Here is a 19130-nt window from a genome sequence, read left to right as displayed (position 1 = left end):
TCATTTCAGAACCTGGTTTCAGACGCAACCACCATGACCAACGCTCATCGCACAACCCAGACCTGCACCACCACGCCTCGTGGTGGCTGTGCCTGTGCGATGCGCGGCGCCTCCTCCACCGCTTTCCCCTGACCGGCCGGCACGTCACCTCGACGACCGGCCGTTCTTTTTTCTTCCCACCGCAAGGAACCTCCCCCATGAGCACCAACGACCTGCCCCAGACCAAGATCGCCGTCATCGGCTACGGCAGCCAGGGCCGCGCCCACGCACTGAACCTGCGCGAATCCGGCTTCGACGTGGTGGTAGGCCTGCGTCCGGGTGGGCCGACCGAAGCCAAGGCGCAGGCCGATGGCTTCACCGTGATCGCGCCCGCCGAGGCCGTGAAGGACGCCGACCTAGTTGCCGTGCTGACTCCGGACATGGTGCAGAAGAAGCTCTACAACGACGTGCTGGCGCCGAACATGAAACAGGGTGCATGCCTGCTGTTCGCGCATGGTCTGAACGTGCATTACGGGATGATCGAGCCGCGTGCCGACCTGGACGTGGTGCTGGTCGCGCCGAAGGGCCCCGGCGCGCTGGTGCGCCGTGAGTACGAGATCGGCCGTGGCGTGCCGTGCATCTGGGCGGTCTACCAGGACATCAGCGGCAAGGCCGCGCAGCACGCGCAGGCCTATGCGGCCGGCCTCGGCGGTGCGCGCGCCAACCTGATCCAGACCACCTTCAAGGAAGAAACCGAAACCGATCTGTTCGGTGAGCAGGCGGTGCTGTGCGGCGGTGCCTCAGCGCTGGTGCAGGCCGGTTTCGAGACCCTGGTCGAAGCCGGCTATCAGCCGGAGATCGCCTATTACGAAGTGCTGCACGAACTGAAGCTGATCGTGGACCTGTTCTATGAAGGCGGTATCTCGCGCATGTTGGAGTTCATCTCCGAGACCGCGCAGTACGGCGACTACGTCAGCGGCCCGCGCGTGATCGATGCCGGCACCAAGGAACGCATGAAGGAGGTGCTGAAGGACATCCAGGACGGCACCTTCACCAAGAACTGGGTGGCCGAGTACGAAGCGGGCCTGCCGAACTACAACAGGTTCAAGCAGGCCGACCTGGAGCACCCGATCGAGAAGGTGGGCAAGGAACTGCGCGCCAAGATGGTCTGGTTGCAAGGACAGGCTGCGTAACCACGCGGCCCTCCCCCACCCGCTTTGCAAGGTTCCCCCATGAACTCTTCGACACATCGCAGCGCGCCGCCCAACGGCGCGCGCTGGCTGACCCAGGCGCTGGAGGCCGAAGGCGTCCGCACGCTGTTCGGCTATCCCGGTGGCACCATCATGCCGTTCTACGACGCGCTGGTGGATTCGTCGCTGAAGCACATCCTGGTACGCCATGAGCAGGGCGCGGCGCTGGCCGCCAACGGCTTCGCCCGCGCCAGCAACCAGGTGGGCGTCTGCGTGGCCACCTCCGGCCCGGGCGCCTCGAACCTGGTGACCGGCATTGCCGATGCGATGCTGGATTCGGTACCGATGGTCTGCATCACCGGCCAGGTCGGCACGCCGCTGCTGGGCACCGACGCCTTCCAGGAACTGGATGTGTTCGGCCTGACGATGCCGATCGTCAAGCACAGCTGGCTGGTGCGCAGCGTCGATGACCTGCCGCGCGTGGTGGCCGATGCGTTCCGCATTGCCCGTGAGGGTCGCCCCGGCCCGGTGCTGATCGACCTGCCCAAGGATGTGCAGCTGGCCGATGCCAGCCATCTGCCGGCGCACGTGCCCAGCAGCGTCGAACCGCCGCCGGCGCCGGCCGAGGCCGCCATCGCCGAGGCCATCGCCGCGCTGGCGGCGGCCGAGAAGCCGGTGGTCTACGCAGGTGGCGGCATCGCCCTGGGTGATGCCGTGCAGGACCTGCGCGACTTCGTCGAGGCCAGTGCCATCCCCACCGTGATGACCCTGCGCGGCCTGGGTGCACTGCCGGCCTACCATCCGCAGTCGCTGGGCATGCTGGGCATGCACGGCACCCGCGCGGCCAACATGGCGGTGCAGGAAAGCGACCTGCTGCTGGTGCTGGGTGCGCGTTTCGATGACCGCGCGACCGGCAAGCTGGCCGAGTTCGCGCCATTCGCCCGCGTCGTCCACATCGATGCGGACGCCTACGAGATCTCCAAGCTGCGCACTGCCGACATCGCCGTGCCTGGCAACGTCGGTCACGCCATCCGTGCCCTGCGTGCGGCCTTCCCCTCCCCCAGGGCCCACCAGGACGCGTGGCGCAAGCGCTGTGCGCAGCACCGCGACCGCTTCGCTGCACGCTACGACGCACCGGGCCAGCGCATCTACGCCCCGGCGCTGCTGAAGCGCCTGAGCGAGCTGGCACCGGCCGATGCGGTGATCGCCTGCGATGTCGGCCAGCACCAGATGTGGGTGGCCCAGCACTGCCGCTTCAACCACCCCCGCAACCACCTGACCAGTGGCGCACTGGGCACGATGGGCTTCGGCCTGCCAGCGGCGATGGGTGCGCAGTTCGCCTGCCCGGAGCGCACCGTGGTACTGGTGTCCGGCGACGGCAGCTTCATGATGAACGTGCAGGAGCTGGCGACCATCGCCCGCTGCCGCCTGCCGGTGAAGATCGTGCTGCTGGACAACAGTTCGCTGGGCATGGTGCGGCAGTGGCAGGAACTGTTCTTCGCCGAGCGTTACAGCGAGATCGACCTGTCCGACAACCCGGACTTCGTAGCCCTGGCGCAGGTGTTCGGCATTGCCGCCACCCGCATCGACAACCGCGACGACGTGGAAGGCGGCCTGGCCGCGCTGCTGGCCGAGCCCGGCCCGGCGCTGCTGCACGTGGCCATCGATGCACGCGCCAACGTGTGGCCGCTGGTGCCGCCGAACACCGCCAACAGCACGATGCTGGAAAGCAATCCCGCCCACGCCCGCCAGGAGACCCCCAATGCAATACCGGCTTGACCTGGTGCTGCACCCGGCCGAAGGCGCGCTGCTGCGCGTGATCGGCATGGCCGAACGCCGCGGCTTTGCGCCGCGTGCGATCAGCGGTGCGCCGGTGGCCGCCGACGATGGCCGCTGGCACCTGCAGCTGGTCGTCGATGGCCAGCGCCCGGCGGAAACGCTGTGCCGGCAGATCGAGAAGATCTACGACTGCGTGTCCGTGCAGGTCACCGCCGTGGAAGGAGTATCGCCATGAACACCCGTACCGTAGCGACCACGGTGCCGGTACGGAGGCGTCTTCTTCGCCGCCCGTGCCCGCATGCGGCGGTCTTCCGCACCGCGCTGGTGGCCCATGCCGGCCGCTGACACCAGCCAGGAAAGCGATGTCGGCGACGTAAGCGTCGCCGACGTCCTGGCAGCGCAGGCCCGCCTGCGCCGCTTCCTGCCGCCCACCCCGCTGCACCACGCCGAACGCTTCGGTACCTGGCTGAAGCTGGAGAACCTGCAGCGCACCGGTTCCTACAAGGTGCGCGGCGCATTGAATGCACTGCTGGCCGGCCGCGAACGCGGCGACACCCGGCCGGTGATCTGCGCCTCGGCCGGCAACCACGCCCAGGGCGTGGCCTGGGCCGCCTATCGCCTGGATGTGCCGGCCATCACTGTGATGCCGCATGGTGCACCCGCCACCAAGATCGCCGGCGTCGCCCACTGGGGCGCGACCGTGCGCCAGCACGGCAACAGCTATGACGAAGCCTACGCCTTCGCGGTCGAACTGGCACAACGCCACGGCTACCGCTTCCTGTCCGCGTTCGACGATGCCGACGTGATCGCCGGCCAAGGCACGGTCGGCATCGAGCTGGCCGCGCATGCCCCGGACGTGGTGATCGTGCCGATCGGTGGCGGTGGCCTGGCTTCCGGCGTGGCCCTGGCGCTGAAATCACAGGGCGTGCGCGTGGTCGGCGCGCAGGTGGAAGGCGTTGATTCGATGGCACGCGCGATCCGCGGCGACGTGCGCGAGATCGCACCCGTCGCCTCGCTGGCCGACGGCGTGCGGGTGAAGATCCCCGGCTTCCTGACCCGTCGCCTGTGCACCTCGCTGCTGGACGATGTGGTGATCGTGCGCGAAGCCGAACTGCGCGAAACCCTGGTCCGGCTGGCACTGGAAGAACACATCATTGCCGAGGGTGCCGGCGCGCTGGCGCTGGCCGCTGGCCGCCGCGTCGCGGGCCGCCGCAAGTGCGCGGTGGTCTCCGGCGGGAACATCGATGCCGGCGTGCTGGCCGGCCTGCTTACCGACATCCGACCGCGCCCGCCGCGCAAGCCACGGCGACGGCGCAGCGAAACACCCCGCTCGCCCGCCAAGGCCAGCGCGCCGCCCTCCCCCATGCCTTCCCCTTCCCACCTGCAAGCCGCAACGCCCGCTGTCGAGGAGATTTCCCTGTGACCACCATCGAACGAATTACCACCCCGCGCATCCGCATCTTCGACACCACCCTGCGTGACGGCGAGCAGTCCCCCGGCTGCAGCATGAGCCCGCCGCAGAAGCTGGTGATGGCGCGTGCGCTGGACGAACTGGGCGTGGACATCATCGAGACCGGCTTCCCGGCCAGCTCGCAGTCCGACCGCGAAGCGATGGCACTGATCGGCCGCGAACTGCGCCGCCCGAGCCTGACCCTGGCGGTGCTGTCGCGCTGCCTGCAGGCCGATATCGAGACCTCGGCACGCGCACTGGAAGCCGCGGCCAACCCGCGCCTGCATGTGTTCCTGTCGACCAGCCCGCTGCACCGCGAGCACAAGCTGCGCATGACCCGCGAACAGGTCCTGGAATCGGTACGCAAGCATGTATCGCTGGCCCGCTCCTACATCGACGATGTCGAGTTCTCGGCCGAGGATGCCACCCGTACCGAGCTGGATTACCTGATCGAAGTCGCGCGCGTGGCGATCGCCGCCGGCGCCACCACCATCAACCTGCCCGACACCGTCGGCTTCACCACGCCCGAAGAGATCCGCGCGATGTTCCAGCAGGTCATCGCCGGCGTCGCCGACGTGCCGAACGCGGCCAACGTGATCTTCAGCGCGCACTGCCACAATGATCTGGGCCTGGCCGTGGCCAACTCGCTGGCCGCCATCGAAGGCGGCGCGCGCCAGGTCGAGTGCACCATCAACGGCATCGGCGAGCGCGCCGGCAACTGTTCGCTGGAAGAGATCGCCATGGTGCTGAAGGTGCGCCAGGCCTTCTACGAGCAGGACAGTTCGATCAACACCCCGCGCATCGTCGGCACCTCGCAGTTGCTGCAGCGCCTGGTCGGCATGCCGGTACAGCGCAACAAGGCCATCGTCGGCGCCAACGCGTTCGCCCACGAATCGGGCATCCACCAGCACGGCATGCTGCGCCATCGCGGTACCTACGAAATCATGCGCCCGGAAGACGTGGGCTGGGAGGACTCGCAGATGGTGCTGGGCCGCCACAGTGGCCGTGCCGCTGTTGAAGCGCGCCTGCGTGCGCTGGGCTTCTGGCTGGACGAAGACGAACTGAAACTGGTGTTCGAGCAGTTCAAGGGCCTGTGCGAACAGCAGCGCGTGGTCACCGATGCCGACCTGCAGGCGTTGATGCAGGGCGGCTCCAACGCGCAGGGCTACCGCCTGGCCTCGATGACCATCAGCGATGTCGGCAGCCGCGCCAACGCGCTGGTCGAACTGTCCGACCCGGACGGCAACCGCGTGGCCGAGACCGCGCAGGGCGATGGCCCGGTCGATGCGCTGTTCGGCGCGCTGTCGGCCGCTACCGGCGTGCAGCTGATGCTGGACAGCTACCACGTGCACAGCGTCGGCATCGGCGCCGATGCGCGCGGTGAGGCCAACCTGAGCGTGCGCCACGAAGGCGTGGAGTACGACGGCACCGGCACCAGCAAGGACATCATCGAAGCCTCCGCGCTGGCCTGGCTGGATGTGGCCAACCGCCTGCTGCGCCAGCGCCAGGCCACCGCCCACAACAGCACCGACGTTCCCACCCCTGCCACCGCCTGAGGAACCCGCCATGAGCGCCTTCGACACCTTCACCCAGGCCAGCGCCGCTGGCCAGCAGTGGAACGCCCAGGACTATGCGATCGACGCCGGCTTCGTCCCGCTGCTCGGCGGCGCGGTCTCGCGCCTGCTCGACCCGCGCGCCGGTGAGCGCATCCTCGACCTGGGCTGTGGCGATGGCGTACTCAGTACCGAACTGGCGCTGAGCGGCGCACGCATCCACGGCGTGGATGCTTCGCCGGAACTGGTGGTCGCCGCCCGCGCACGCGGTGTCGACGCGCAGGTGATGGACGGCCACGCGCTGTCGTTCGACAGCGAGTTCGATGCAGTGTTCAGCAATGCCGCACTGCATTGGATGACGACTCCGGACCGCGTGCTGGAAGGCGTGCGCAGCGCCCTGCGCCCCGGCGGCCGCTTTGTCGCCGAATTCGGTGGCCACGGCAACGTGGCCACGATCATCGCGGCGGTACAGGCCGCGCGCGTGGCCCACGGCCATGGCGCCAGCACCTTCCAGTGGTATTTCCCGACGGCCGATGCCTACGCCGACCGCCTGCGCCAGCATGGCTTCCAGGTGCAACTGATCGAGTGCACGCCGCGCCCGACCGCACTGCCGACCGGCGTGGCCGGCTGGCTGCGGGTCTTCGCCGCACCACTGCTGGACGACCTGCCGGCCGAGGCCCGCGCTACCGTGCGCGAGGCCGCCACCGCGTTGCTGGCCGAGCTGCCGCGCAATGCCGCCGGCCAGCCGCTGGCAGACTACGTGCGCCTGCGCGTGCTCGCCCGCCGTCGCTGACTTGACCGTTCCGTTTTCTTTACTGATGTTCGCTATTTCGTACTTCTGCCAGGCATACGCATGACTTCCGCACCCCGCACCCTGTACGACAAACTGTGGGACGCCCACGTGGTGGTTCCCGAAACCGACAGCGCCCCCGCCGTGCTGTACATCGACCTGCACCTGATCCACGAGGTGACCTCGCCGCAGGCGTTCACCGAACTGCGCGAGCGCGGCCTGTCACCGCGCCGCCCGGACCGCACCAAGGCGACGATGGACCACTCCACGCCAACCCTGCCGCCTGCCGCCGACGGCACGCTGCCCTACGCCAGCGCGGCCTCCGAAGCGCAGGTCGCCACCCTGGCACGCAACTGCGCCGAGCACGGCATCGAACTGTTCGACATGGCCTCGGACAATCGCGGCATCGTCCACGTGATCGCGCCGGAACAAGGCTTCACCCAGCCCGGCATGACCATCGTCTGCGGCGACAGCCACACCTCCACCCACGGTGCGTTCGGTTCACTGGCCTTCGGCATCGGCACCAGTGAAGTCGGCCACGTGCTGGCCACGCAGTGCCTGCTGCAGCGCAAGGCGAAGACCTTCGCGATCACCGTCGATGGCCCGCTGGCGCCCGGCGTCGGCGCCAAGGACGTGGTCCTGCACATCATCGGCGTGATCGGCGTCAACGGCGGCACCGGCCACGTCATCGAGTTCCGTGGCAGCACCATCGAAGCGATGGACATGGAACAGCGCATGACCCTGTGCAACATGTCGATCGAGGCGGGTGCGCGTGCCGGCATGGTGGCGCCGGATCAGGTCACCTTCGACTTCGTCGCTGCTACCCCGCGCGGGCCGAAGGGCGCCGATTTCGACGCTGCCGTGGCGCGCTGGCAGCAGCTGCGCAGCGATGACGGCGCGCGCTTTGACAGCGAAGTGCACATCGACGCCGCCGACATCCGCCCGACCCTGACGTGGGGCACGCATCCGGGCACCGCCATCGCGGTGGATGCACCGATTCCCGCCGCCAACGATGCCGCCGCACAGAAGGGCCTGGACTACATGCATTTCCAGGCTGGCAAGGCGCTGGCGGGCACGCCGGTGGACGTGGTGTTCGTCGGTTCGTGCACCAATGGCCGCCTGAGCGACATGCGCGAAGTGGCGCAGGTGCTGCGCGGCCGTCGCGTCGCTGACCGGGTGCGCATGCTGGTGGTGCCGGGCTCGGAGATCGTCAAGCGCGAAGCCGAGGCCGAAGGCATCCACGAGATCGTGCGCGCGGCCGGTGCCGAGTGGCGCGAGCCGGGCTGCTCGATGTGCATCGCCATGAACGGCGATCTGGTCGCGCCCGGGCAGCTGGCCGTGAGCACCAGCAACCGCAACTTCGAAGGCCGCCAAGGACCCGGTTCGCGCACGCTGCTGGCCTCACCGATGAGCGCGGCGTGGGCCGCGGTGAACGGGCACGTCGCCGATACCCGCGAACTGTTCGCACAGGAGGTGGCGTGATGGCCGGTTTCCATACCCTGACCTCGGCCAGCGTGGTGCTGCGCCAGACCAACATCGACACCGACCAGATCATTCCGGCGCGGTTCCTGTCCACCACCGAACGCGCCGGCCTGGGCCGCAACGCGTTCAATGACTGGCGCTGGCAGGCCGACGGTTCGCCGGTGGCCGACTTCGCCTTCAACCAGCCGCACAACGCCGGCCGCAGCGTCCTGCTGGCGGGCCGCAACTTCGGCTGCGGCTCGTCGCGCGAGCATGCACCATGGGCGCTGACCGATCTGGGCCTGCGTGCCATCGTCAGCAGCGAGATCGCCGACATCTTCCGCGGCAACTCGCTGAAGAACGGCCTGCTGCCGATCGTGCTGGACGAAGCCGACGTGCAGGCGCTGATGCAGCGCCCGGACGACGAGCTGACCATCGACGTGGCCGCACGTGAGCTGCGCACGCCCGATGGGCGCGTCTATTCCTTCCCGCTGGATGGCTTCTCGCAGACCTGCCTGCTGGAAGGCGTCGACCAGTTGGGGTATCTGTTGGGCCGTGTCTCTGAAATCGAACGCTACGAGAGTGAGCATGCACGCTGAAATTGTTGTCCTGCCCGGTGATGGCATCGGCCCGGAAGTGGCCGCCGCGGCAGTCGCCGTCCTGAAGTCTGTCGCCACGCGCTTCAACCACACCTTCACCTTCAGCGAGCACGACATCGGTGGCATCGCCATCGACCGCCACGGCGAGCCGCTGCCGGCCTCGACGTTGACTGCCTGCCAGGCCGCCAACGCGGTGCTGCTGGGTGCGGTCGGCGGCCCGAAGTGGTCCGATCCCAACGCCAAGGTGCGCCCGGAACAGGGCCTGCTGGCGATCCGCAAGGCGCTGGGCCTGTATGCCAACCTGCGCCCGGTGCGTACCCACGAAGCCGCACTGCACGCCTCGCCGATCAAGGCCGAGCTGCTGCAGGGCGTGGACTTCGTGGTGGTACGCGAGCTGACCGGCGGCATCTACTTCGGCGACAAGACCCGCGACGCCGACAGCGCCAGCGACCTGTGCCGCTACACCGTGGCCGAGATCGAACGCGTGCTGCGCAGTGCCTTCCGCCTGGCCCGGCAGCGCCGCGGCAAGGTCACCTCGGTGGACAAGGCCAACGTGCTGGAGACCTCGCGCCTGTGGCGTGACGTGGCCGCGCGCATCGGCCGCGAGGAATTCCCGGACGTTGCGCTGGAGCACCAGCTGGTCGATTCCATGGCCATGCACCTGCTGGCCAAGCCGCGCGAGTACGACGTGATCGTCACCGAGAACATGTTCGGCGACATCCTCACCGACGAAGCCTCGATGCTGGCCGGCTCGCTGGGCCTGCTGCCGTCGGCCTCGCTGGGTGAGCCGGGCGCGGTCGGCATCTACGAACCGATCCATGGTTCGGCCCCGGACATCGCTGGCAAGGGCATCGCCAATCCGTACGCGACGATCTTCAGCGCCGCGATGCTGCTGCGCCATTCGCTGGGGTTGGAAACGGAAGCCGCTGCGGTGGAAGCCGCCGTGCACGCCGTGCTGGACGATGGCGTGTTCACCGCCGATCTGGCCGCCAAGGGCCAGGCGGTGAGCACGGCAGCCGCCACCGACGCGGTGCTGGCCAAACTCAATTGATCCGATAGCGCCACGCCACGCGTGGCGCCTCTCCCTTCGCACATTGCGGGCCGCCACCCATGGGGTGGCTCTACTGTAGAGCCACGCCATGCGTGGCTGCATTATTTGGTGGTGTACCCACCATTGACCAGGATGGTCTGCCCGGTCATCCACCAGCCGTCGGTGACCAGGAAGCGGATCCACGGCACGACGTCGGCGATGTCGGTCAGGCCGGTGCGGGTGAACGCCGAGAGCGCGGCCGCGGTCTTGTGGTACGCCTGCGCATCGGCACTCTCGGCCGGGTAGAAGAACGGCGTGTCCATCGGGCCCGGCCCGATCGCAGTCACCGAGATGCCGCGCTCACCGAACTCCTTCGATGCGGCGCGGGTGAAATGCTCGACCGGCGCCTTGGTGCCGGCATAGCTGGAATAGAACGGCGTGAACGCACCCAGCAGTGAGGTGACCAGAGTGCAGATGCGGCCACCGTCGTTGACGTGGCGTCCAGCCTCCTTGAGGAAGAAGAACGCGGCCTTGGCGTTGACCGCACTCATCTCGTCGTACTCGGCTTCGCCGATCTCCAGCAGCGGCTTCTTCAGCACCTTGCCGACCGTATTGATGGCGATGTCGGGACGGCCGACTGCGGCCACGGCATCGGCGAACAAGCGCTCCATCGCTGCCGCCGACGTCAGGTCGCCCTGCAGGGCAACCGCCTTGCTGCCAGCGGCCTGCACGGCGGCGACGGTCGCCTCTGCATCGGCCTGGGTGGCGGCGCTGTTGTAGTGGATGACGATGGCTTTGGCGCCCTGGCTGGCGAAGTCGCGGGCGATCAGTCCGCCCAGGTTCTTGGCGCCACCGGCGATCAGCACGGTCTTGCCCTTGAGGGAATGGTCGGTCATGGCGTCGGTCTCGGGAGGGGGCTGCCCGGGGTGGCAGCCCTGCCCTGACGACGATATCGTGCAGAAAATGCGGATAAAGCCCGCCGCATTGACTTAACCTTCCAGAGCCAGCGAACAATGGACCGGATCGATCGCTTCCGCATCTTCACCCGGGTGGTGGAGTGCGCCAGCTTCACCCGCGCCGCCGACCAGCTCGGCCTGCCCCGCTCCACCGTCTCGGCAGCCATTGCGGAGCTGGAGCAGCGGCTCGGCACCCGCCTGCTGCAGCGCTCGACCCGACGGGTGTCCACCACCCACGACGGCGACGTGTTCCATGCCCGCTGCCTGCGCCTGATCGCCGAGGTTGAAGACGCCGAATCGCTGTTCCGGCAGGACGATGCGCAGCCGGTGGGTCTGCTGAAGATCGACGTGCCAAGTCGCATCGGCCGCCGCATCATCGCCCCGGCGCTGCCCGACTTCTTCGCGCGCCATCCGCAGGTGGAAGTCGACCTGGGCATGACCGACCGCGCGGTGAACCTGATCGAAGACGGCTGCGATGCGGTGCTGCGGGTCGGCCAGCTGGGCGATTCCAGCCTGGTCGCGCGCACGCTGGGCCAGCTCGACTTCGTCAACGTTGCCGCGCCGGCCTACCTGCGCGAGTACGGTGTGCCGCAGCAACCTGCCGACCTGCAGCAGCACCGGGCGGTGAACTACGCGTCGCCGACCACGGCGCGGGTGGAACCGTGGGAGTGGCAGGAGGGTACGCAGCTACGCACATTGCCGATGCCCGGCTGGGTGCGGGTGAACAGTGCCGAGGCGTCGATCGCGTGCTGCGTGGCGGGGCTGGGGCTGCTGCAGATTCCGCGCTACGACGTGCAGGCCGAACTGCAGTCAGGCGCATTGGTGGAGGTGATGCCGCAGTACGTGGCGCAGCCGTTACCGGTGACCCTGCTGCAGCCGCACCGGCAGCACCGCGCGCAACGCGTGCAGGTGTTCATCGAATGGCTGCTGCCGGCGCTACGGAGCGGCCTGCAGCTGCAGTAGATCCACGCCATGCGTGGATGTGCACAACGTGGATGGGGTCAGAGCCCATTCCCAGCGGGAAAGGGATCGGACCCCGGCCGCAGAATCCGGGGCATCACGCCCCGGATTCGTCCGGCTTGACCCGGAACCACGCCGCGTACAACGCCGGCAGGAACACCAGGGTCAGCACCGTGCCGACGATCAGGCCGCCCATGATCGAGATCGCCATCGAGCCATAGAACGCGCTGCGCGACAGCGGAATCATCGCCAGCACGGCCGCCAGCGCGGTCAGTACGATCGGGCGGAAGCGGCGCACCGTCGCGTCGATGATCGAATGCCAGCGGTCATGCCCGGCATCGATGTCCTGCTGGATCTGGTCGATCAGGATCACCGAGTTGCGCATGATCATGCCGGCCAGCGCGATCGTGCCCAGCAGTGCCACGAAGCCGAACGGCGCGCGGAACAGCAGCAGGAACAACGTCGCGCCGATGATGCCCAGCGGCGCGGTCACCAGCACCATCGCCGCACGCGAGAAGCTGCGCAGCTGCAGCATCAGCAGCGTGGCCACCACCACCAGGAACAGCGGCATGCCGGCCTTGATCGAGTTCTGGCCACGTGCCGAATCCTCCACGGTACCGCCGGTTTCCAGCAGGTAACCGTTCGGCAGCTCGGCACGGATGCCATCCAGCGTCGGCAGGATCTGATGCACCACGTCCAGCGGCTGCATGCCATCGCTGATGTCGGCACGCACGGTCACCGTCGGCAGGCGGTTGCGGTGCCAGATGATGCCGTCCTCGAAGCCGTACTCCATCGTCGCCACCTGCGACAGCGTGATGCTGCCGCCGTTGGCGGTCGGCATCGACAGGCTGGACAGCAGCTCCAGCTGGTTGCGCTCATCGGCCGGGCCACGCAGCAGCATCTCGATCTGGCGGTTGCCCTCGCGGTACACGCTCACCGACTGCCCGGCCAGCGAACTGGACAAGAACTGGCTGACCTGGGCACTGCTCACGCCCAGCGCCCGCGCACGCTCCTGGTCGATCACCAGCCGCACCACCTTGCTCGGCTCGCTCCAGTCCAGGTTGACGTTCATCACGTGCGGGTTCTCACGCACCTTGGCTTCGACCTGGCGCGCGATCGCCTGCACCTTCTCGATGTGCTCGCCGGAAATGCGCATCTGCACCGGATAGCCGACCGGCGGGCCGTTCTCCAGGCGGGTCACGCGCATCTGCACGTCCGGGAACTTCGGAATCACCTCGTGCAGCAGCCAGTCACGGGTGCTTTCGCGCGCCTTGATGTCCTTGGCCAGTACCACGAACTGGGCGAAGTTGGTGGCCGGCAGCTGCTGGTCCAGCGGCAGGTAGAAGCGCGGCGAACCGGTGCCCACGTAGGACACGTAGTTGGCGATGCCCTCGCGGCTGGACAGCAGCTTCTCCAGCTTCTCGGCCTGGGCCTGGGTCGAGCGCAGCGATGCGCCCTCGGCCAGCTCGATGTCCACCATCAGTTCCGGCCGGGTCGAATCCGGGAAGAACTGCTGCGGCACGAAGCGGAACATCATCAGCGAGAACACGAACAGGGCAATGGTCGCGGCAATCACCCACCAGCGGTGGCGCAGGCAGCCATCGAGGAAGCGACGGAAGCTGCGGTAGAACGGGCGCTGGTACGGATCGTGGTCGTGCCCGTGCTGCGGCGGCGCGATCAGGTTGGCCAGCGCCGGATAGCGGTCGGCCCACTGCTGGCGCTTGGCATGCCAGCGCGCGGACACGCTGCCCGGCTTCGGCGGCTGCGGATTGAACAGGTCCGGCAGCATCTTGTCGCCCAGGTACGGGATGAACAGCACCGCCGCGATCCACGACACCACCAGCGCGATGGTCACCACCTGGAACAGCGAACGCGTGTACTCACCGGTGCTCGAGGCCGCCGTAGCGATGGGCAGGAAGCCGGCCGCCGTGATCAGCGTGCCGGTCAGCATCGGGAACGCGGTCGACTCCCAGGCGAAACTGGCCGCGCGCAGGCGGTCGTAACCCTGCTCCATCTTGGTGGCCATCATCTCCACCGCGATGATCGCATCGTCCACCAGCAGGCCCAGCGCCAGCACCAGTGCACCCAGCGAAATCTTGTGCAGGCCGATGTCGAAGTAGTGCATGACGAAGAAGGTCATCGCCAGCACCAGTGGAATGGTCACGCCCACCACCAGGCCGGTGCGCAGGCCCAGCGAGAAGAAACTGACCAGCAGCACGATCACCACCGCTTCGGTCAGCACCTGCACGAACTCGCCGACCGACTCTTCCACCGACTGCGGCTGGTCGGACACCTTGCGCAGCTGCATGCCCGCCGGCAGGGTCTTCTGCAGGCGCTCGAACTCGGCATCGAGATTGGCGCCGAGCTTGAGGATGTCACCGCCATCCTTCATCGCCACTGCCAGGCCGATGGCCTCTTCACCCATGAAGCGCATCTTCGGCGACGCCGGATCGGCGAAGCCACGCTTGACCTCGGCGATGTCGCCCAGGTGCACGGTGCGGTCACCGGCGCGGATCGGGAACTGGCGGATCGCTTCGATGTCGTTGAACTGGCCGGTCACGCGCAGCTGCACGCGGTCGGTGGCGGTCTCGAAGAAGCTGGTGCCGGTGACCGCATTCTGGTCGGCCAGCGCCTGCTGTACCTGCTGCATCGACACACCCAGCGTGGCCAGGCGGGTGTTGGACAGCTCGATCCAGACCTTCTCGTCCTGCAGGCCGACCAGGTCGATCTTGCCGACATCGGGCACGCGCTGCAGTTCCAGCTGGATGCGGTCGGCGTAGTCGCGCATCACCGCGTAGTCGAAGCCCTTGCCGGTCAACGCATAGATGTTGCCGTAGGTGTCGCCGAACTCATCGTTGAAGAACGGACCGACGATCTCGCGCGGCAGCGTCGCACGGATGTCGCCCACGCGCTTGCGCACCTGGTACCACAGGTCCGGGATCTGCCTGGAACGCAGGCTGTCGCGGGCCATGAAGATGACCTGCGATTCGCCGGGGCGCGAATAGGAGCGGATGAACTCGTACTCGCCGGTGTTCATCAGCGCCTTCTCGATCGGCTCGGTCACCTGCCGCGAGACCTGTTCGGCGGTGGCGCCCGGCCACAGCGTGCGCACCACCATCGCCTTGAAGGTGAATGGTGGATCCTCGGACTGGCCCAGATGCTTGTACGACCACGCGCCGATCAAGGCGAAGGCGAGCATCGCAAACAGCACCAGCGGGCGATTGGCCAGCGCCCACTCGGAAAGATTGAAGCGGCGCACCGGCTTACTCCTTGGCCTTGGCGGCAGCGGCCGGCGCGGCCGGCTTCAGCACCGGGCGGTTCTGCCGGTCCACGGCGATCACCGGCTGGCCCGCTCGCAGCAGGTGGCCACCGGCGGCAACCACCCAGTCACCCGCGTTCACGCCGGACAGCACCGGCACGGTCTCGCTGCCAAACGCACCGGTGGTGACCGAGGCGGCCTTCAGCGTGCTGTTGGCCGGATCGACCACCCACACGCTGGCGGCACCGTTGGCACCGCGCTGCAGCGCGCCCAGCGGCAGCTGCAGGGTGCCGTGGCGACCGGCGCTGCTGTAGACGCGTGCGCTCTGGCCCAGTTCGACATCGGCCAGCGCATCGGCGGCCAGGCTGACGCGGGTGGCATAGGTGCGTGCCTGCGGATCGGCGGCGGCGGCGATCTCGCGGATCGTACCGGGCAGGCGCTGGCCCGGGCGGTTCCACAGTTCCACCTCGACCGGCTGGCCGACCGCGTAGTCGCGGATGGTCGCCTCGGGCAGGTCGATCAGCACTTCGCGGCCGCCATCGGCGGCCAGGTTGAAGATAGTCTGGCCGGCGGACACCACCTGCCCGGCTTCGGCCTCGCGGCTGGCGATCACGCCATCGGCCGGCGCGCGCAGCTGCGCGTAGTCAGCCTGGTTGCGCAGCACATCGAGGTTGGCGCGGGCCGCATTGGCCTGGCCCTGCGCGGCCTTGAACGCCGCGGACTGCTGGTCCAGCTGCGAGCGGCTGACCAGTTGCTGGTCGGCCAGCACCTGGTAGCGCTTCAGGTCATCACGGGCACGCACCAGGTCGGCCTCGGCCGCAGCCAGCTGCGCCTGCGAGGCACGGGCCTGCAGCGCGAAGTCAGCCACGTCCAGTTCGGCCAGCACGTCCCCCTTCTTCACCCGCTGGCCAGCATCGACGTGGCGCTTGACCAGGTTGCCTCCGACGCGGAACGACAGCGGGCTTTCCTGACGGGCACGCACCGTGCCCGGGAATGCCGCCGGCGCCTGTCCGGCCTGTTCGCCGGGGTGAACCACCAGTACCGGCACGGCCGCCTGCGGCGCCTGTTCCTGTCCCGAACAGGCTGCCAGCGCAGCCACCCACACCATACCGCCCATCCAGCGCACGATCTTCATCGGTCAACGTCCTGAAAACGCAGGGTTGCAACAAGGGGGAGCCGCGACTGCCGGCCCAATTTAATAAACCGGCCGGTATAGTATAAATATCGAACCGCTTGGTCTAGTATTGTTGCGATGAGTTCTTCCACTTCCCGCAAGCCGTCGGCCAAGCCCGCTGCCAAGGCCGCCGGACCCGGGCGCCCCAAGGATCTGGGCAAGCGCGCGGCGATCCTTGAAGCAGCCAAGGTACTGTTCATCGAACAGGGGTATACCGGCGTGAGCATGGACGCCATTGCCGCCCAGGCCGGCGTCTCGAAGCTGACCGTGTACAGCCACTTCGGCGACAAGGAGACCCTGTTCTCCGAGGCCGTGCAGTCAAAGTGCATTGAAATGCTGCCCGATGCCCTGTTCGTGGCCGACGCGGACGGCCCGCTGCGCGACCAGCTGATCGGCATCGGCCTGGCCTTCTTCGAACTGATCACTTCCGATGCGGCGATCTCGATCCAGCGCATGATGATGGCGCCGGAGACCGACGAACGCCTGCGCGAGCTGTTCTGGAAGGCAGGACCGGAACGTACCTGCGAGGCCCTGGCTGACTTCCTGCGGGCACGCGCCGAGCGCGGCGAGCTGGAAATCACCGACTATTCGCTGGCTGGCGAGCAGTTCCTGACCCTGGTCAAGGGCGAAGTGCACATGCATATGATGTGCGGCATGCCACTGTCACCGGTGGAGTGCGACCCTCTTGCCCACGTGACCGCCAGCATCGACTTCTTCCTGCGCGCCTATGCGCCGCGAGGGGCCGGGACGGCTGAATAACCAAAACTGAACGAACCGGAGGTCGCAATGACTTCCGGCACTGCGACCCCGGCCACCCGGCAGCTGATGCTCTGGGCGCGCCGCCGGCCTCCGGCACCGGTAAAATGGCCGGCCCACTGCGCTGGATTTGAACCTCATGACGATTGATTACGCCCACGCCCGCGAACTGATGGTGGAACAGCAGATCCGTCCCTGGGACGTGCTGGACATCAAGGTGCTCGACGTCCTGGCCCGCCTGCCGCGCGAGGCTTTTGTCGCCGATGCACACCGGGCGCTGGCCTACGCCGATGTCGAACTGCCGATCGGCCACGGCCAGAAGATGATGAAGCCGGTCATCGAGGGCCGTACCCTGCAGGCACTGGATCTGCAGCCGGGTGACGAAGTGCTGGAAATCGGCACCGGCAGCGGCTTCCTGTCCGCCTGCATCGGCGCGCTCGCGCGCGACGTGCTGAGCCTGGAGATCGACCCGGAGCTGGCGACCGCCGCGCGTGCCCGCCTGGACGCCTCCGGCCTGGGCACCAACGTCCGCGTGGAAGTGGCTGACGCCCTGTCCTGGCAGACCGAACGCCGCTTTGACGTGATCTGTGTCACTGGTGCGGTCGACGTGGTGCCGTCACAGTTCGCCTCGTGGCTGCGTCCGGGTGGTCGCCTGTTCGTGATCCACGGCCGCTCGCCGGCGATGGAGGCCCTGCTGGTCAAGGCCGACGGCAGCACCGAGTCCCTGTTCGAGACCGATATCGATTACCTGCGTGGTGCCGCCCCGGCACCCCAGTTCCACCTCTGAGTCCAAGGAAGCCGCAATGATCCGCCGATCCCTCGCTGTTGCGCTGGCCACTGCCCTGCTGCCGTTGTCTGCCCATGCCGCCGACCTGCTGCAGGTCTACGAAATGGCACGCAACGGCGATCCGCAGCTGTCCGCCGCCGAATCGACCCGGCTGGTCGACAAGGAAGGCGCCGTGCAGGCGCGCGCCGCCCTGCTGCCGCAGATCAACGGCCAGGCCACGCTGAACCGCACGCGCAGCGAGCCGAACGCCGACATCAACTCCGGCTCGTTCACCAACAAGCGCCGCAATTACACGATCGATGGCAGCCAGACGCTGTTCAACTGGACCCAGATCAACAACCTGCGTTCGCAGCGTGAGCTGAGCAAGGCGGCGGACTTCACCCTCGAATCTGCCAACGACAGCCTGATCGTGCGCACCTCGGCGGCCTACTTCAACGTGCTGGTGGCGATCGAATCGCTGAACGCCGCACAGACCAATGAAGCGGCTGCGAAGAAGCAGTTCGACTTCGCCGACAAGCGCCTGGAAGTGGGCCTGGCGCCGATCACCGACGTGCACGAAGCACGCGCCCAGTACGACCAGGCGCGCGCCAACACCATCGTTGCGCAGAACACCCTGGCCGATAACTACCAGGCCCTGACCGAACTGACCGGCCAGCCGGTGACCAACCTGCGCGGCCTGCCGGCCGACTTCCGTCCGGAAGTGCCGGCCAACCGTGGCAACATCGATGAGCTGGTGCACCAGGCCACCACCCAGAATCCGGCGCTGAAGGCGCAGGAACTGAAGGTGAGCGCCGCCGAAGCCGGCGTGCAGGCCGCGCGTGGTGGCCACTACCCGACCCTGTCGCTGGGCGGCAGCTGGGGCAAGACCGCGACCTGGGGCGACAGCACCGGCTCCGGCTCGCTGTCCCCCGACGCCCGCACCAACAGCATCGGCCTGACCCTGAACGTGCCGATCTTCGCCGGCGGCGCTACCCAGTCCGGCGTGCGCCAGGCGCTGGCCCAGCGTGACATTGCCCAGGACGGCTACGAGCAGCAGAAGCGTGCCCTGGACCGCAACACCCGCAATGCCTACCAGACCCTGGTGCAGGGCATCAGCGAAGTGGAAGCCCGCCGCCTGGCGGTGGTCTCGGCACAGAGCGCCTATGACGCCTCGCAGGTCGGCTTGGAAGTCGGTACCCGTACCGTGCTGGACGTGATCCAGAACCAGCGCATCCTGTTCTCGGCGCAGCTGGACTACGCCCAGGCCCGTTATACCTTCCTGCAGAACCGCCTGCTGCTGAGCCAGTCGCTGGGTGCGCTGGACGTGGCCGAGCTGCAGGACGTCAACCGCCTGCTGACCCAGGACGCGGGCAACCCGGCAACCACCACGCACTGAGTCGTCAGCCTGCCGGTCACGAAGAAGCCACC

General features: G+C 67.8%; 16 protein-coding genes. 13 read left to right on the top strand and 3 right to left on the bottom strand.

Annotated elements, in window-relative coordinates:
• The first annotated feature begins 197 nt into the window (after positions 1-197).
• The 9 genes from ilvC (at position 198) to leuB (ending at position 9852) form a co-directional block, all read left to right on the top strand.
• On the top strand, positions 198-1172 hold the full coding sequence (ilvC, locus tag AC5P99_RS00570) for a ketol-acid reductoisomerase (protein WP_005410945.1): 975 nt from the start codon (positions 198-200) through the stop codon (positions 1170-1172).
• Positions 1173-1211: 39 nt separating this feature from the next.
• Complete coding sequence (ilvG, locus tag AC5P99_RS00565) at positions 1212-2948, top strand: acetolactate synthase 2 catalytic subunit (RefSeq protein WP_169448928.1); 1737 nt, start codon at positions 1212-1214, stop codon at positions 2946-2948.
• Positions 2932-3183: an ACT domain-containing protein gene (locus tag AC5P99_RS00560; protein ID WP_005410947.1), complete on the top strand. Its 252-nt coding sequence runs from the start codon at positions 2932-2934 to the stop codon at positions 3181-3183. The genes ilvG and AC5P99_RS00560 overlap by 17 nt, the downstream gene beginning before the upstream one ends.
• A 96-nt stretch (positions 3184-3279) precedes the next feature.
• The gene (locus tag AC5P99_RS00555; protein ID WP_033835631.1) at positions 3280-4371 is read left to right on the top strand and encodes a threonine dehydratase; all 1092 of its coding nucleotides are present in this window, start codon (positions 3280-3282) and stop codon (positions 4369-4371) included.
• Positions 4368-5954 carry a 2-isopropylmalate synthase gene (locus AC5P99_RS00550; RefSeq protein WP_169448929.1) on the top strand — a complete coding sequence of 529 codons (1587 nt, stop codon included), beginning with the start codon at positions 4368-4370 and terminating at the stop codon, positions 5952-5954. Before AC5P99_RS00555 ends, AC5P99_RS00550 begins: the two co-directional genes overlap by 4 nt.
• A 10-nt stretch (positions 5955-5964) precedes the next feature.
• On the top strand, positions 5965-6744 hold the full coding sequence (locus AC5P99_RS00545; RefSeq protein WP_169448930.1) for a class I SAM-dependent methyltransferase: 780 nt from the start codon (positions 5965-5967) through the stop codon (positions 6742-6744).
• Positions 6745-6804: 60 nt separating this feature from the next.
• Positions 6805-8223, top strand: coding sequence for a 3-isopropylmalate dehydratase large subunit (gene leuC, locus AC5P99_RS00540; protein WP_005414408.1), 1419 nt, complete (start codon positions 6805-6807; stop codon positions 8221-8223).
• On the top strand, positions 8223-8801 hold the full coding sequence (leuD, locus tag AC5P99_RS00535) for a 3-isopropylmalate dehydratase small subunit (RefSeq protein WP_088436239.1): 579 nt from the start codon (positions 8223-8225) through the stop codon (positions 8799-8801). Before leuC ends, leuD begins: the two co-directional genes overlap by 1 nt.
• Positions 8791-9852: a 3-isopropylmalate dehydrogenase gene (leuB, locus tag AC5P99_RS00530; RefSeq protein WP_005410954.1), complete on the top strand. Its 1062-nt coding sequence runs from the start codon at positions 8791-8793 to the stop codon at positions 9850-9852. The genes leuD and leuB overlap by 11 nt, the downstream gene beginning before the upstream one ends.
• 101 nt (positions 9853-9953) lie before the next feature.
• Here the strand turns inward: leuB and AC5P99_RS00525 are convergent, their stop codons facing one another.
• Positions 9954-10727, bottom strand: a complete 774-nt coding sequence (locus AC5P99_RS00525; protein WP_495212796.1) for an SDR family oxidoreductase — start codon at positions 10725-10727, stop codon at positions 9954-9956.
• Positions 10728-10844: 117 nt separating this feature from the next.
• Here AC5P99_RS00525 and AC5P99_RS00520 point away from each other — a divergent pair, with 117 nt between their 5' ends.
• Positions 10845-11750 carry a LysR family transcriptional regulator gene (locus tag AC5P99_RS00520; protein ID WP_495212795.1) on the top strand — a complete coding sequence of 302 codons (906 nt, stop codon included), beginning with the start codon at positions 10845-10847 and terminating at the stop codon, positions 11748-11750.
• 94 nt (positions 11751-11844) lie between these two features.
• Here AC5P99_RS00520 and AC5P99_RS00515 read toward each other — a convergent pair whose 3' ends face one another.
• The gene (locus AC5P99_RS00515; RefSeq protein WP_005410957.1) at positions 11845-15006 is read right to left on the bottom strand and encodes an efflux RND transporter permease subunit; all 3162 of its coding nucleotides are present in this window, start codon (positions 15004-15006) and stop codon (positions 11845-11847) included.
• Between the two features lie 4 nt (positions 15007-15010).
• A complete protein-coding gene (locus AC5P99_RS00510; RefSeq protein ID WP_005410958.1) occupies positions 15011-16141 on the bottom strand; it encodes an efflux RND transporter periplasmic adaptor subunit in 1131 nt (376 codons plus the stop codon).
• Positions 16142-16258: 117 nt separating this feature from the next.
• On the opposite strand from AC5P99_RS00510, the gene AC5P99_RS00505 reads away from it, so the two are divergent.
• The 3 genes from AC5P99_RS00505 to AC5P99_RS00495 all read left to right on the top strand — a co-directional run bounded on the left by AC5P99_RS00505 (position 16259) and on the right by AC5P99_RS00495 (position 19098).
• Positions 16259-16939 (top strand): TetR/AcrR family transcriptional regulator, encoded by a 681-nt coding sequence (locus tag AC5P99_RS00505; protein WP_005410959.1) that lies wholly within the window; start codon positions 16259-16261, stop codon positions 16937-16939.
• A 136-nt stretch (positions 16940-17075) separates the two neighbouring features.
• Complete coding sequence (locus tag AC5P99_RS00500) at positions 17076-17723, top strand: protein-L-isoaspartate O-methyltransferase family protein (protein WP_005410960.1); 648 nt, start codon at positions 17076-17078, stop codon at positions 17721-17723.
• Between the two features lie 16 nt (positions 17724-17739).
• On the top strand, positions 17740-19098 hold the full coding sequence (locus tag AC5P99_RS00495) for a TolC family outer membrane protein (RefSeq protein WP_033835642.1): 1359 nt from the start codon (positions 17740-17742) through the stop codon (positions 19096-19098).
• Positions 19099-19130 lie beyond the last annotated feature (32 nt).

The sequence above is a fragment of the Stenotrophomonas sp. YJH_SMC_80 genome, assembly GCF_059372495.1.
This window is presented reverse-complemented; position numbering and strand designations above follow the sequence as displayed.

Bases quoted from the DNA above. Each gene is read 5' to 3' on its own strand.
- leuC (WP_005414408.1), top strand. From the start codon at position 6,805: ATGACTTCCGCACCCCGCACCCTGTACGACAAACTGTGGGACGCCCAC.
- AC5P99_RS00510 (WP_005410958.1), bottom strand. From the start codon at position 16,141: ATGAAGATCGTGCGCTGGATGGGCGGTATGGTGTGGGTGGCTGCGCTG.
- AC5P99_RS00560 (WP_005410947.1), top strand. From the start codon at position 2,932: ATGCAATACCGGCTTGACCTGGTGCTGCACCCGGCCGAAGGCGCGCTG.
- AC5P99_RS00525 (WP_495212796.1), bottom strand. From the start codon at position 10,727: ATGACCGACCATTCCCTCAAGGGCAAGACCGTGCTGATCGCCGGTGGC.
- AC5P99_RS00520 (WP_495212795.1), top strand. From the start codon at position 10,845: ATGGACCGGATCGATCGCTTCCGCATCTTCACCCGGGTGGTGGAGTGC.
- AC5P99_RS00545 (WP_169448930.1), top strand. From the start codon at position 5,965: ATGAGCGCCTTCGACACCTTCACCCAGGCCAGCGCCGCTGGCCAGCAG.
- AC5P99_RS00495 (WP_033835642.1), top strand. From the start codon at position 17,740: ATGATCCGCCGATCCCTCGCTGTTGCGCTGGCCACTGCCCTGCTGCCG.
- ilvC (WP_005410945.1), top strand. From the start codon at position 198: ATGAGCACCAACGACCTGCCCCAGACCAAGATCGCCGTCATCGGCTAC.
- leuB (WP_005410954.1), top strand. From the start codon at position 8,791: ATGCACGCTGAAATTGTTGTCCTGCCCGGTGATGGCATCGGCCCGGAA.
- AC5P99_RS00555 (WP_033835631.1), top strand. From the start codon at position 3,280: ATGCCGGCCGCTGACACCAGCCAGGAAAGCGATGTCGGCGACGTAAGC.
- leuD (WP_088436239.1), top strand. From the start codon at position 8,223: ATGGCCGGTTTCCATACCCTGACCTCGGCCAGCGTGGTGCTGCGCCAG.
- AC5P99_RS00500 (WP_005410960.1), top strand. From the start codon at position 17,076: ATGACGATTGATTACGCCCACGCCCGCGAACTGATGGTGGAACAGCAG.
- AC5P99_RS00505 (WP_005410959.1), top strand. From the start codon at position 16,259: ATGAGTTCTTCCACTTCCCGCAAGCCGTCGGCCAAGCCCGCTGCCAAG.
- ilvG (WP_169448928.1), top strand. From the start codon at position 1,212: ATGAACTCTTCGACACATCGCAGCGCGCCGCCCAACGGCGCGCGCTGG.